Origin of the sequence: Phytohabitans aurantiacus, from assembly GCF_027923225.1 — a bacterium.
Lineage (GTDB): Bacteria > Actinomycetota > Actinomycetes > Mycobacteriales > Micromonosporaceae > Phytohabitans > Phytohabitans aurantiacus.
The window spans coordinates 239,909-253,241 of record NZ_BSDI01000004.1 but is presented as its reverse complement, the minus strand read 5'-3'; the positions used below and the strand labels follow the sequence as shown (position 1 = coordinate 253,241).

Genomic DNA, 13,333 nt, shown 5'->3' with positions numbered 1-13,333 from the left:
TGATTGAGGCTACTGTGACGGGGGTACGGTAAAAGGTGCGAATGAGGGGAGTTGCCCGTGAGACCCCATCGTGCCTGGTTTGCGGCCTTCGTGGTCGCAGTGCTGGTCGTGCCCGCCGCCCCCGCGGCCCCGGCGCCGGCGGCGCCTGGACTGAGCGACGCGCCGACGAAGTCGATGCGCGGCGCGAGGGAAGGCGGCGCCTCATGGGCGGCGGGGCCTGCGCGAGCGGAGCGAGCGCCAGCTCGCAGAGCCGACCCGCGCGACGACAAGAAGCGGATCGACGCCGAGGTGGCCGCGGCCGCCTCGATCCTGGAGGGCGCCACGGCCCGGGCGCAGGGCGCCGCGATGCGGCTCGCGGCCGCCAACGCCGCGCTGCCCGGGGCGCAGGACCGGGTGGCCGAGTCCCGCGGGCTGGTCGCCGCCGCGGAGGTCGCCGCCAACACCGCACGGCGCCGTGCCAAGGCGGCCGCTGCCGCCGTCAAGGGAGCGCAGCAGCGGTACGCCGAGTCGGAGAAGCGCGTCGAGCAAGCCCGCCGGCGGGTCGGCGACTTCGTGTCGTCGGCGTACAAGGGCAGCGACATCGTCATCCTCAACCTGCTGATCAACGCGCGAACGCCCATCGAGGCCGCTGAGCGGTACGGGTACTTCGAGCGCATCATCGGCGCCGAGAAGGTGGCGCTGGACGGGTTCACGCAGGCTCGCCGGGCCGCCAAGCAGGCGCAGAACGACGCCGTACTGGCCCAGCGCGAGGCCGAGGCGGCGCGGCTGGCGGCCGAAGGTGCGCTCGCCGAGGCGCGGGCGGCGCAGGCCGAGGCGGAGGCGGCGGTCGCCTACGTCGCCACGCTGGCCACCCAGCGCACCGAGGCGTTGGAGATCGCCGAGCAGGAGCGCGACGCGAGCCTCGCCAAGTACGAGGAGGCCAAGGCGGAAGCGGCCCGGATCGAGCGGGAGCTGCGTGCCTGGGAAGACCAGCAGAAGGTCACCAAACCGGGCGGAGGCAGGCCGGTGGTGCGGCCCGGCGCGAGATTCCTGATGCCGGTGCAGGGCTGGAAGTCCAGCGACTTCGGCATGCGCTACGACCCGTACTACCGGGTGTGGCAGCTGCACGCCGGGGTCGACATCGCCGCCGGCGGCGGCCAACCCATCTACGCCGCCGCCGACGGGCGGGTCATCCGTGCCGGCTGGAACGGCGGGTACGGCAACTACACGTGCGTCAGCCACGGCAGCTACCGCGGCAGCGGGCTGAGCACCTGCTACGCCCACCAGTCCCGAATCCTCGTGTCGGCGGGGCAGTGGGTGCGGCGCGGGCAGGTCATCGGCCGGGTGGGCACGACCGGTGCGTCGACGGGGTACCACCTCCACTTCGAGGTGCGCCTCTCCGGCCGCCCGGTGCAACCACTGAGCTGGCTCCCGGGTTGCCTGTGCTGACACGCTAGGCTTGCGCGGTGCCGAGAGAAAAGGGTCGCAAAGTCGTCGCGTCAAACCGCAAAGCGCGCCACGACTACACCATCCTCGACACGTACGAGGCGGGTATGGCGCTGACCGGCACCGAGGTCAAGTCGCTGCGGGCGGGCCGGGCGTCGCTCGTCGACGCGTTCGCTCAGGAGAAGGCCGGCGAGCTGTATCTCTACGGCATGCACATCCCGGAGTACACCCAGGGCACGTGGACCAACCACGAGCCCCGCCGCACCCGCAAGCTCCTGCTCAACAAGATGGAGATCGACCGCCTGATCGGCAAGCTGCGCGAAGGCGGCCTGACGCTCGTCCCGCTGTCGGTGTACTTCTCCGACGGTTGGGCGAAGGTCGAGGTCGCGCTGGCGAAGGGCAAGAAGGCGTACGACAAGCGGCAGGACCTCGCGAAGCGCGACGCGGACCGCGAGATGACGCGGGCAATGGGGCGCCGCGGCAAGGGGATGGAGTGACCCCCCTCCGGGCGCCGCGGTGACCGAGATCCGGATCAGCGTCCAGTACCAGCACCAGCCAGAGCTGGTGTGGCGGGCGCTGACCGACCGCAAACTGCTCTCCCGGTGGTTCATGCTGACCGACCTGGAGCCGAGCGCGGGGTCCACATTCGAGCTGCTGCCGGAGACGCTGCCCGGCTTCGACGGCACCGTGCGTGGCGAGCTGATCGAGGTGACCGAGGGGCGCCGGCTGTCGATGCGCTGGCGCGGCGAGCAGATGCACGCGCGGGTCACCTGGGAGCTGTCGGAGACACCGGGCGGCTCCCGGCTGCTGGTGACGCAGTCCGGGTTCCTCGGCATCCGGGGCACAGCCCGGCGGCGGCAGCTCATCGCCACGTACCGCCGGCTCTTCGGGGTGCGGCTGGCCGCGGTACTCGATGGCCTTGCGACAGGCGCGGACATCGCGGTGCCGCCACCGCCAAGCGTGACCGACGCTCCGGAGCCTCCGGACCGGCGGCGGCAGGTGCTCGCGGTGCTCGCCGCGGCCCTGCTCGTCGCGACCGCGGCGGTCGTCGTGGCGAACCTGCCGTCGCGCACGAGCGAGCCGGCGGCGGCGCAGATGACATCCGGCGCGGCCCTGCCCGCGGCGACGACCGCCGGCAACCGCTCGCCGTCCGGCACGAGCGCGCCGCCGCGCCGGACGCCCACCACCGGCCCGACCCCGTCCCGTTCGGCGAGCGGCGCCCCGACGGCACCCGCACCCCGGACGACCCCGCCCGCGGCGGCGGCCCTGGCGGCCAGCTACGCCACGGTCTCGACGACGCTGCTGGGATACCGGGGGAGCGTCGACGTCGCCAACAGTGGCGGCGTTTCGTCGGAACCGTGGACGGTCACCCTGGTCGTGCAGGGGCTCGATCTGGTCAGTGGCGTCGAGGGCCCGGCACCGAAACGCGACGGCGACGCCGTGATCTTCAGCGGTCCCGCGCTGCCGGCGGGCTCGTCCGAGCGGATCGTTTTCGACGTGACTCTTAGCCTTCTAGGCCCCAAAGAACCGGCCAGTTGCGAGATAGACGGCAGTACTTGCGCGGGTCTGTAAGGTCACCCGAGTGAGTGAAATCCGGTTAGATGTCGACCTTGAGCATCCGCCCGAGCGCGTGTGGCGGGCGTTGACCGAAGACCGGCTGCTGGCCCAGTGGCTTGACCTGCCCGGATTCGACCCGGTGTCGGAGCTGGAGGTGACCGGGGTCGACGAGCCGCGCCGGGTCGCCATGCTCTGGGGCAATGAAGACCTGCACACCCGACTGACGTGGGAGCTGTCGGAGACGTCCAACGGCTGCCAGTTGCTGCTTCGGCAGACCTGCGTGTACGGCGAGTGGGACGACGCGCACCGCGAGGCTCTGCGAGAAGCCTGGGAGTCGGTACTGGGCGAGCGGCTGCCGGCCGCGCTGGACTGGCTGGCGTTCGGCGAGGTCGATCTGGCCGCCGCCCCCGATCCCGACGCCGAGCCCGCCGCGGGCGCAGTCAACGAGCCCACCGTCCTGGCCCCGACCGTCGCGCCACGCCGCCGTCGCGGCCGGCGGACCCTCGTGGCCGTACTCGCCGTGCTCGCCGTGGCCAGTGGCGCAACACTGATCATGTTCGTACGGCCCGGCAAGGACGACCCGGTCGCGGCCCCCACGCCCACCGCCGAGGAGTCCTCCAGCGCCGCCCCCGCGGCCCCGGCCAGTGCCGGCGTCGGCCGTGCCGAGGCGGCAGCCACCCCGTCGCCGACACCGCACGCGTCGCCGACCAGCCGCGCCGAGTCGAGCACCACCGGGCCGGCGCCGGCGGCCGACCTGGGCGCCCAGTACGAGACCGTGTCCACCCGCTTCCTTGGCTACCGCGGCGAGGTGACCCTCAGGAACACCGGCAACGCCGCCGCCAAGGGCTGGCAGGTGACGATCACCCTCCGGGAAGGCGCCACTGTGACGGACGCCACGGGTGCCACCTTCAAGCAGCAGGGTACTACCGTGACGTTCACCGGCTCGGACGTGCGGGCAGGCGCTTCGCTGGCCTTCGAGTTCGAGGTGGCGGGCGATGCGCGGCTCGGCGAGAAGGGCCCCGACAGCTGCCAGGTGGGCGGCGAGCCCTGTGGCGTGGCGGCGGGATGAAACCGGTGGCGCGGGGCGTTAAGCTTGGCGCAAGGTAGTGATCAGCTAGGGGGTGACTGGTTTCGACTTCGTCCGTTGCGACAGGGGAAGCGAGCCGAGGAAGCCGACGTCGTCTCGAGAATCGTTCGTCGGAAACCAATAAGCGCCAAGAACAATCGCGCTGACTTCGCTCTCGCCGCCTGAGGCGAGTAGCAAGTCTGTCGGTCTGGGATCGCCTTCGACCCAGTTAACCGGCATCAGCTAGAAGGCTGGCCAATCGAGCCCGGTCGCGGGGCTTGTGCGGCGAGATTAATCAGCGACTGGGCCCGTCACACCGACTCGCTCGCGTGATCGGAGGGGCCGAGTAGAGGCATAGCGAGCTGCGCTCGGAGAAGCCCTGACAAGGCGTCGAAGGACCCGGGTTCGATTCCCGGCACCTCCACCAGTCAGAGGGCGGTGCGACCACCACGGTCGCACCGCCCTCCGCTTTCACGGGTCCGCGCGTGGCCGCCTGCGGCGGTAGAATCGGGCCATGAATCGCCGCCAGCACGAGCAGGCCAGCGACGCACGAGACGAGACCACCTTCACGGACGAGCGTGGGGTCACGTTGAGCCGGCGTGGCGTAGAGCGTGCTGGTGAGAGGCTGGCCGAATCGCGCTCTCGCCACACGCCCGAATACTTCGCGGCCCTGCGCAATCGTCTCGGCGTCCCACCACGCGCGGCATGAAGGCCATCCATCTGGTTCTCGACACATCCGCTGTTCTCGCCTACGCGAACGGCAGCGAGCACGTCGGCGAGCCGTTGACGCAGGTCACCGAGAACGACGCCGCTTTCACCGTTCCGCTCGCCGTCCTCGCGACGGCCGCATCCAGGGTTGACCAGGCTTGGGTCGAGCTGCTGACGAAGCACCCCGCGTTCGAACCGGTCGAGACGGAATGGACCCGCTGGTCAGCCGTCGCGGCAACGATGCGAGTGGTCGACGATCTGGACACCGCCGAGGCGCTGCTGGCGGCGCTCGACTTTGACTGCGAGGTCCTCACGGCGGAGCCGGACCGGTACGTCGCGCTCGGCGACGATCCGCCGGTCATTGCCATCTAGGTCTGGCGAGCTTCCCGTGGCTGGCCTGGCGCCTAGACAACCTGCGCAATGCGGGGGTTGATCGTGAATCGCGGCGGGTGAGGCTGCGGGAGCAACGGGCAGGGACCGCGACGGGCGTCGCGGCAGCCCAAAGCTCGATCCTGATCTTGACTCCAAGCTCCCTAGCGTGGGGATCGCACAATGAGGGCACCGCGATCTAGGGGAGGCGCAGTGTCCGAATCCGAATCCGCGTACGCCGTCGACATCGTCCTCTGCATCGACGTGACGGGCAGCATGTCACCCGTCATCGACACCGTGAAGAAGGGTGCCCTGTCGTTCCACAAGCGACTCGTCGACGCGATGGCCGCCAGGGAGAAGGCGGTCGGCCAGCTACGGATCCGCGTCGTGGCGTACCGGGACTTCGAAGCCGATCCTGGCAACCCCGTGGAGCTGTCCAAGTTCTGGCGGATCCCGCAGGAGGCCAAGCAGTTCGAGCGGTTCGTCAAGGGGCTGCGCGCGGACGGCGGCGGTGACCTGCCCGAGTCGGGCCTCGAAGCGCTCGCCCTCGCCATCAAATCGCCGTGGGAGCGCGAGTACGAGCGGCGCCGCCACGTGATCGTCCTGTTTACCGACGCGTCGGCACACGAGTTGGGCGTCGGCTCGACCCGGATGCGGTACCCGCGCGGCATGCCCAAGGACATGGACGAGCTCGCCGCGATGTGGGGGCGTGGCCGCGGGAACTCGGCCGTCATGGACAGCGGCGCCAAGCGGCTGCTCATCTTCGCGCCGGATCTCCAGCCGTGGACGGCGATAGCCGACTCCTGGAGCAACACCCTGCACTCGGCTTCGAACGCCGGCACCGGCCTGCGCGACGTCGACCTCGACGAGGTGATCGGCACCATCGCCGGCAGCGTTTAGGCGCACCACCGCCTCATCAGCCCCACCAGCCACAACCCTCGCGCGAGGGCTGGACACTCCGCGCTCCCAGCCGCGACCATCGGCTAATAGCTCGCGGCGGGAGGTGCAACGTGGTGGCAGGACCTGTTCAGCACCCGGCCGCGGTCGACGCCACATCGCTGGCGATCGCGAGGCGGCACCGCGCGACCCTCCTGGAGAGCATTCACGGCTTCGAGCAGGCACTCGCCGCGCCGGCGGGCGACCCGGGGTGGCGGGCGCGCGTGAGCAGCCGGTTGCACGCGCTGCGCGGGGCCTTCGCCGAGCACATCGTGGTGACCGAGGGCGCCGACGGGCTGTACGCCGAACTGCTCGACCACTCGCCGCGGCTGGCACGCGCGGTGCGGGTACTCGTGCATGAGCACGCGGCAGTGGCCGCCGCCCTCGGCGCCCTGCAGCGGCGGGTCGATGCCCTGGAGACCACGGTCGACGACCTGCGCGCGTGGGCGAGCGACCTGCTGCGCGATCTCAGCCGGCACCGGCAGCGCGGCGCCGACCTGGTCTACGAGGCATACGAGACCGACATCGGTGGCGAGACCTGAGCGGTCCTAGGGCAGCTCGATCGGCAGCTTGATCCCGTCCAGCACCGACGGGCACGGGCAGTCGCGCTCTTGCGGGAGCGCCGCCAGCGTGTCCAGGAGTACCGCGCGGAGGCGCTCCGTGTTTTCCCCGAAGACCCGGAAGACCTCGTCCTGCGTGACGCTGTGCCCGCCCTCGACTCCGGCATCCAGGTCGGTCACCAGAGCGATCGCCGTGTAACAGAGGGCGAGCTCGCGGGCGAGCACCGCCTCCGGGTGCCCAGTCATATTGACGACAGTGCCGCCCATGCTGGCGTACCAACGTGACTCCGCCCGGGTGGAGAAGCGCGGGCCTTCGATGACGACCATCGTGCCGCGGCTCTCCGCCTCGATCCCGTGCCCGCTCGCCGTCGCGAGCACCGTCGAGCGGCCCACGGGGCAGTACGGGTCGGCGAACGAGACGTGGACGGCGCCCCGGTCGTAGTACGTTTGCACGCGGCTGCTGGTGCGATCGATGAGCTGATCCGGTACGACGAAGCTGCCCGGCCCCAGGTCGGACCGCAACCCGCCGACCGCGCACGGCGCCAGAATCTGGCGTACCCCGAGCGACCGCAGCGCCCACAGGTTGGCCCGGTACGGGATGAGGTGCGGTGGGTGCCGGTGGTCTCGCCCGTGGCGCGGCAGGAACGCCACCGATCGGCCGCCCACCTCGGCGATCGTGATCGCGTCGGACGGTGCCCCGTAGGGCGTCTCGACCACGTGCTCGGTGGCGCCGTCCAGTAAGGCGTAGAGGCCGGACCCGCCGATGACGGCAAACTCTGCGTGAGGGCTCACGATTGAGACCTTAACCATGGCCCTTGCCGCAGGCTATCGTGCGTGCATGGCGTTCACTGCGCGCATGGTCGGCACCGATCGCACCGACCCAGAGGGTAATCAGCTCCGGACACTAGGCGCGCACGGGTAGCGGGGCGCTATGTACGGAGAGGGGCAGCGAATCGGGGGGCGGTCGATGGAGTCGATGACCGGGCAGCTACTGGTCGCGACCCCCGCCCTGAAGGATCCAAACTTCGACCGCACCGTCGTCCTGCTCGTTGCCCACGAGGCGGGCGGCGCGCTGGGCGTTGTGCTCAACCGGGCGACCGAAGTGCCGGTCTCCGAGGTGCTGGGCAACTGGGGCACGATGGCGCGCGAGCCCGCGGTGCTCTTCGAGGGTGGCCCGGTGCAGCCCGAGTCGGCGATCTGCCTGGCCCGGATGCGCCCCGAGGCCCGCAAGGCGCGCGGGTTCCACCCGGTGTCCGGTTCGGTGGGCACGGTCGACCTGTCTGTCGACCCGGAGACGCTCCAGGACAGCCTGGTCGGCATCCGGGTGTTCGCCGGGTACTCGGGCTGGTCCGCCGGGCAGTTGGAAGACGAGATCTCCAGCGGCTCATGGTTCGTCTTCGACGCCCTGCCGGGAGACGCCTTCGTCGAGCGGCCGGAGGACCTCTGGTCCATGGTGCTGCGCCGGCAGGGCGGCATCCTGGCGGCGGTCGCCCACTTCCCGCCCGACGTAGCGCTCAACTGACCCTCGGATGTGACCGGCGACCGCGGGATGTGTAATATTGCGCGGGTGCCCGGGAGACCGGGGATGTTTTGGGGCCGTGGCGCAGCTGGTAGCGCACCACACTGGCAGTGTGGGGGTCAGGGGTTCGAGTCCCCTCGGCTCCACCCAAACCGTAAGCACGAGTAACGCCCTGGTCGGGAGTTCTTCTCCCTAGGCCAGGGCGTTGATCTTTATGGTCGCGAGTCAGACCGCCTGAACGGGTGAGCGCCGTGACCGGGATACCGGTCACGGCGCTCAGATGGTTCCGTTGGGTGTTACTGGACGGTGCCGCCAGAGCGGACCCTGATCGGCAGCTCCGAGCTCACCACCGTGACGCCGGGGACCGTGGTCGCGGTCATTTCGCTGGTGACCACGCCCTTGCCAAGGCCGACCCCGGTGACCTGGACGACGTACGATACCTTGGCGCCCGGTGTGGGAGCGCTGCTGGTGATGCGCAGGTCTTCGGTCGGCAGGGTGCCGGCCGGGAGCTGCTCGCCGCCGCTGCCGTCGACGTTTTCGGCGCCGACGATCAGTGCCTGCGCGCCGGGAGCGGCGGGCAGGGCGTCCGGGTCGTAGGCGAAGACGATGTCCTCTTCGCCGTTGAGCCCGATCCAGAGCTGGAAGTGCCGGTTGGAGTCGGTACCCCAGACGTCGACCTGCCACTCCACGACCAGCCAGTCGCTGACCCCGTCGCTGAGGACGGTGGCCAGGATGCCGTGGTCGTTGGAGCCGTCCAGGTCGGTCCAGAACGGCGCCAGAACGTTGTTCGGCCGTGCCGGGTCCGGGATCTGGGTCAGCTCGCAGCAGTTGTTGTCCTCCGACGTGCCGCCGCCGACGACCGCGTACCCGTTGGAGTCGACACCGATCCTGGTGTACGTCTGTCCACCGTAGACGAACGCCGGCACGTTGAAGTTGATGATCTCTTCATCGCCGATTGGCGACGGCGCGACACCGAAGTCGGCCAGCGGGAGGTACCCGGCGATGGTGCCCGGGTCGAGCGACGGCACGCCTGCCCTGGAGCCGGCGAGCGGCACGTCGTTCTTCACCACGCGGCGCTGGCCGGCGGCGGTCGCGCCCTCGACGCCGGAGACCTTGAGGTTCTGGTTGACGGTGGTCTCCAGGTCGACCACGGCGTCACCGGACGACTCGTTGGTCGCCGTGATCGTGCAGTCGGCCGTGCCGCCCAGCGTCAGCTGCGCCGGGGCGCAGTCGCTGGCCAGCGTGACGTCGCCCTGCTGCGGCACGAAGGCCACCGGCAGGTGCAGCGTCGGCAGGTTGGCCTGGGTCGGGTCGAGGATCACCTGACCGAACTGCTGACCGCTCGCGGTCGTCGAGGTGATCGTGATCGTCAGGTTCTTGGACTTGCCGGCGCCCAGCGTGAAAACGTTCGGCGTAACAGTGATCTTGCTGCCGGCCGGTGCCTTGACGTGTACGCGGTACGTCTGGCTGCCGCTGGTCACGTTCTTCGCGGTGCGGACCGTGGTGAGCCGGCCGGGCATGGTCGGCGCGTTGATCGACGGCAGGTTCAGGTGCACCGCGTTGACCGGGTCGTTGCCGAGGGCCAGCATCCGTTCCGCCGACTCGTCGAAGGTCAGGCCCGGCTTCTGGGCCTTCTTCAGGTCGATGCGGCCACTGCCGTAGTCGAACGGGTCGGCCGGCGTGGTCAGGTCTTCCTTGACTACGTCCTGGAAGGCCGTGGTCATCATCGCCGACTTGATCTGTCCGGGGCTCCAGCCGGGGTGCAGGGCCTTGAGCAGTACCGCCGCGCCGGCGATGTGCGGTGCCGACATCGACGTACCGGCGATCGCCTGGAAGTACTCGCCGGGCGGGCCGTTCTCGATCGCGTCCGGGGTCGGGGAGTTACCCGCCAGGATCTGCACACCAGGGCCCGTGATGTCCGGCTTGATGCCGAACCCACCCGGTCCACGCGAGGAGAAGGCGGCCATCACGTCGGCCTGCCCGTTCTCCTTCTGGCCTGCGGTGAACGTGCCCGTGACGCCGGTGTGAGCGGCCATGAACGCCTTGAACTGGGTGCCGTCGGCCAGGTGCACCGCGGGCAGCCAGTGGTTGTCGGTCTCGATGTCGGCCAGCGTGGGGTTGTAGAGCACCATGCCGACCGCGCCGCCCTGCTTGACGTTGTAGCCCTTGTCGACGCGGGCGTTGCCACCCCGCTGACAGGCGACGATCTTGCCGGTGAAGGTACCGGCCGGTGCGGGAGCGTTGCACAGGGCCGCGTAGCCGGCTGCCGACTCGGCCATCACGACCGGGGTCTCCGCGGTGACGCCAGCGGTGATCGAGGCGCCCTTGAGGGTCAGCGTGTCGGCACCGGCGTGGAGGGTCAGCGTGGAGTTGAACTCGCGGGTCTGTGTCGAGGCGGCGACGGTGGTGACCCACGGCGAGACGTGGTCGGTGGTCGCCGAGCCGGGCCCGGAGTTGCCCGCGGACGCGGAGACGAAGACGCCGGCCGCGTACGCGTCGAGGAACGCCAGTTCTGCCGGGTCGGTGAACGGGCTGCTGCCACCCGAGATCGAGTAGTTGATGACGTCGACGCCGTCGAGTACCGCCTGCCCGATCGCGGCCGAGAGGTCGGAGGAGTATCCGCCCTGCTCGCCGAGGGCCTTGTAGACCGACAGCCACGCGCCCGGCGCGATGCCCTGGACCGGACCGCGCTCCACGCCGAAGACCGGCGCCGATTCGAGTACGTTGCCCGCCGCGGTCGACGCCGTGTGGGTACCGTGGCCGCCGCTGTCGCGCGCGGACACGTAGTCCTCGCCGCCGTTGAGGGCGAGGTACGTGTCCAGGAACGGCGCGCCGCCGATGAGCTTGTTGTTGCACGCGAACACGTCGTTCTGCGACGTCAGCGGGTTGTCGCCGAAGTCGCACTTGCGCGGCGTGCCGTCGGCCTTGGCCGGCGGGGCGTTCAGGTTGCCCTTGTCGGCGAACGAGGGGTGCTCCGGCCAGGCGCCGGTGTCGATGACACCGATGATGATTCCGGCACCCGCGTTCTTCGCGCCGCCCAGCGCGCCGTACGTGCTGGTGGCACCGATGAACGCGGCGCTGGAGTCGGTCAGCGGCTGCCGCAGCTCGTCCTTCTGCACCGCGACCACGCCGTCGACCTTCAGCAGGTCGCCGACCTTGTTGGCCGGCACGATGGCCGACACGCCGCCGTACACGGTGCGCAGCCGCTGCCGCACGGTGGTGCTGGGCACGGCCTTGGTGAGGTCGGCGACGATCTCCTGCTCGCGTCGCGCGATGTGCTTTTCGTACGCCTGCTCAGTGGCGCCGCGGCCGAGCTTGCGACCGGTCTCGCCGGGGCTCGTCGCGGCCAGACCGGCGATGCCGCCGCTGTATGTGGCGACCGGGTCGTAGTCCATCTTGACCAGAACCGGGATTCGTGTGGACTCGGTACGGCTCAGCAGCGTCGGGTCGGTCTGGGCCAGCCGGCTGGTGGGCGCCTTCGCGGCGGACACGCGGTCGGTCGGTTGGAGACTCTGCTTCACGCTGAGATCGCCGCTCGGGGCGGCGGCACCGGGGCTGGCCCCGGACACCACCACTAGCGGCACGGCAAGAGCGGCCGCGAATCCGGCCCGCAGCCACTTCTTTTGGCGCATCCGATCCCCTCCAAGGGAAAGCGTTACGCGCCTTGTTCGCGCCTGGCGGCATCACCGGTCAGCGCAAATTCGGCGCGTGGGGGTGTGGGCATGATCGCACGCGGATCACCGAAAACACAGGCCACACGCAGGTTCTGTTACCTGTCCCTGGCCGGCAGCCCGGGCCGGCCAGGGACCGAGGCGTCAGGGTCCGATCTTGAAGGTGTAGGCGACGTTGCCTGAGGTGTAACCGCCGGTGACGGTGGCTTTGAAGGTCAGCGTGTAATCCCCGGCGGCGGAGAATGCCCAATTGGCGTGCCCGTGCGGGGTTCCGCTGCCGACGGCCGCGGTGGACTTCGCGCAACCGCTGGCCGTGCTGTTGCTCAACGTGACGGTGGGAGCGGCGGGAAAGCCGGAGGTGGTGTAGAGCGTGACGTGGCCGGGTCCGGAGACGCTGACCAGCTCCAACGTGACCGGGCGGTTGCCGCTGGCCACGTCTTCGGCGTTCCAGCCGGGCCAGACCCGAGTGTCGCTTCCGCTCACCGAGGCCGGTGCGACATAGACGGTGGATCCGGCTGTGCCGACACACGCCCACGAGGACGGGCTGCTCGGTACGACGAGGTCGTAGTCGGTGAGCGGGGTGAGTTGGATGGTGTTGCCGGCCGGAGAGACGTCATCGTCAGCCCCGGTGCCGTACGTCTTGATGTCGAGCGTGACGGTGGTGCCGGACAGGTCGACGTCGAGCGCGTCGATGTGGCCGGTGGAGATGGTGGCCGCGTGTGCCGGTGCGGTCGTGAATCCGACAACGACCGCGGTGGCGGCCGCCGCCGTGGTGAGCAGCCGGCTGGTGAATCTACGCATGGGTGTCAGCTCCCGACCTTGAACCTGAGCCAGGCCGGCTCCGAGGTGACGGTCGCTCCCGTGCCGGCCAGTACGCCGGTCACGTCGACCTTGATGAGGTAGTAGCCGGGCTTCTCGAAAGCCCAGTTCTCGTGCATGTGCGTGCCCGTCGCCAGCGTGATGCTGTCTGGCAGGCCGTCTTCGCTGTCCACCAGGACGACGGGGTTGCCGGCGGGGTCGGTGGTGAAGAGGCTGACCCCGTCCGGGCCGATCACCTTCTTGAACCGGATCTGCACGGTGTCGCCCGCGAAGACGCCCGGCTCCAGTTCCTCGGTCGCGAGGCCGGGGAAGAGCAGGGTCTCGTTCTCGACCTCCGGCAGGACGTAGACGGAAGCGCCTGGGCTGCCGAGGAACGCGTACCGGGTGTCGTCGGGCACCGTGACGGCCGACTCCGGCTTGGCCCAGAAGAGCACGTCGTCGGGGTCGCGCTCGACGCCCGGCTCCACGGTCTCGTCGTGTACGGCGATTTCGAATGCGCCGTCTTCGTAAGCGACATCGACGATGTCGACGTGTCCCTGTGACAGCACCACCAGCGATCCGGCCTGGGCGGGTGCCGCCCAGGCCAAGGTGGCGGCGGTGGCAACCGCGGTGGCCGCGGTCAGCAGCGTGGCTCTCGCACGCATGTAGATCCTCCTGGGTCTCTGTGAGCCGTCGACCGGCTAGATCGAAACGATAACGATTT

12 protein-coding genes, 1 tRNA gene and 1 other RNA gene are annotated in these 13,333 nt (G+C 70.0%); 10 read left to right on the top strand and 4 right to left on the bottom strand.

Annotated features, from left to right (window positions below; translation table 11 throughout):
* The first annotated feature begins 57 nt into the window (after positions 1-57).
* The 8 genes from QMG73_RS05790 (at position 58) to QMG73_RS05755 (ending at position 6,603) form a co-directional block, all read left to right on the top strand.
* Positions 58-1,428, top strand: a complete 1,371-nt coding sequence (locus QMG73_RS05790) for a M23 family metallopeptidase (protein ID WP_281892916.1) — start codon at positions 58-60, stop codon at positions 1,426-1,428.
* A 17-nt stretch (positions 1,429-1,445) separates the two neighbouring features.
* Positions 1,446-1,922: an SsrA-binding protein SmpB gene (gene smpB, locus QMG73_RS05785; RefSeq protein ID WP_281892915.1), complete on the top strand. Its 477-nt coding sequence runs from the start codon at positions 1,446-1,448 to the stop codon at positions 1,920-1,922.
* A gap of 19 nt (positions 1,923-1,941) precedes the next feature.
* Complete coding sequence (locus QMG73_RS05780; RefSeq protein WP_281892914.1) at positions 1,942-2,997, top strand: SRPBCC domain-containing protein; 1,056 nt, start codon at positions 1,942-1,944, stop codon at positions 2,995-2,997.
* A gap of 10 nt (positions 2,998-3,007) precedes the next feature.
* The gene (locus tag QMG73_RS05775; protein WP_281892913.1) at positions 3,008-4,051 is read left to right on the top strand and encodes an SRPBCC domain-containing protein; all 1,044 of its coding nucleotides are present in this window, start codon (positions 3,008-3,010) and stop codon (positions 4,049-4,051) included.
* Between the two features lie 48 nt (positions 4,052-4,099).
* Positions 4,100-4,475, top strand: a transfer-messenger RNA (tmRNA) gene (gene ssrA, locus QMG73_RS05770).
* 278 nt (positions 4,476-4,753) lie between these two features.
* Entirely contained in the window at positions 4,754-5,128 is a 375-nt protein-coding gene (locus QMG73_RS05765) for a hypothetical protein (protein ID WP_281892912.1), read from the top strand.
* Between the two features lie 210 nt (positions 5,129-5,338).
* On the top strand, positions 5,339-6,025 hold the full coding sequence (locus QMG73_RS05760; protein ID WP_281892911.1) for a vWA domain-containing protein: 687 nt from the start codon (positions 5,339-5,341) through the stop codon (positions 6,023-6,025).
* Between the two features lie 113 nt (positions 6,026-6,138).
* Positions 6,139-6,603 (top strand): hemerythrin domain-containing protein, encoded by a 465-nt coding sequence (locus tag QMG73_RS05755; protein ID WP_281892910.1) that lies wholly within the window; start codon positions 6,139-6,141, stop codon positions 6,601-6,603.
* Positions 6,604-6,609: 6 nt separating this feature from the next.
* Here the strand turns inward: QMG73_RS05755 and QMG73_RS05750 are convergent, their stop codons facing one another.
* On the bottom strand, positions 6,610-7,413 hold the full coding sequence (locus QMG73_RS05750; RefSeq protein WP_281892909.1) for an S-methyl-5'-thioadenosine phosphorylase: 804 nt from the start codon (positions 7,411-7,413) through the stop codon (positions 6,610-6,612).
* 139 nt (positions 7,414-7,552) lie between these two features.
* Between QMG73_RS05750 and QMG73_RS05745 the strand changes: the two genes are divergently transcribed.
* Together QMG73_RS05745 and QMG73_RS05740 are read left to right on the top strand one after the other, a co-directional pair.
* Positions 7,553-8,143: a YqgE/AlgH family protein gene (locus QMG73_RS05745; protein ID WP_281892908.1), complete on the top strand. Its 591-nt coding sequence runs from the start codon at positions 7,553-7,555 to the stop codon at positions 8,141-8,143.
* Positions 8,144-8,213: 70 nt separating this feature from the next.
* A tRNA-Ala gene (locus tag QMG73_RS05740) sits at positions 8,214-8,286 on the top strand.
* A gap of 150 nt (positions 8,287-8,436) precedes the next feature.
* On the opposite strand, the gene QMG73_RS05735 is transcribed toward QMG73_RS05740, so the two are convergent.
* The 3 genes from QMG73_RS05735 to QMG73_RS05725 form a co-directional block, all read right to left on the bottom strand.
* Positions 8,437-11,772 carry a S8 family serine peptidase gene (locus QMG73_RS05735; RefSeq protein WP_281892907.1) on the bottom strand — a complete coding sequence of 1,112 codons (3,336 nt, stop codon included), beginning with the start codon at positions 11,770-11,772 and terminating at the stop codon, positions 8,437-8,439.
* A gap of 183 nt (positions 11,773-11,955) precedes the next feature.
* Complete coding sequence (locus tag QMG73_RS05730; protein WP_281892906.1) at positions 11,956-12,612, bottom strand: choice-of-anchor M domain-containing protein; 657 nt, start codon at positions 12,610-12,612, stop codon at positions 11,956-11,958.
* 5 nt (positions 12,613-12,617) lie between these two features.
* Positions 12,618-13,274 (bottom strand): choice-of-anchor M domain-containing protein, encoded by a 657-nt coding sequence (locus QMG73_RS05725; protein WP_281892905.1) that lies wholly within the window; start codon positions 13,272-13,274, stop codon positions 12,618-12,620.
* Between the last annotated feature and the right edge of the window lie 59 nt (positions 13,275-13,333).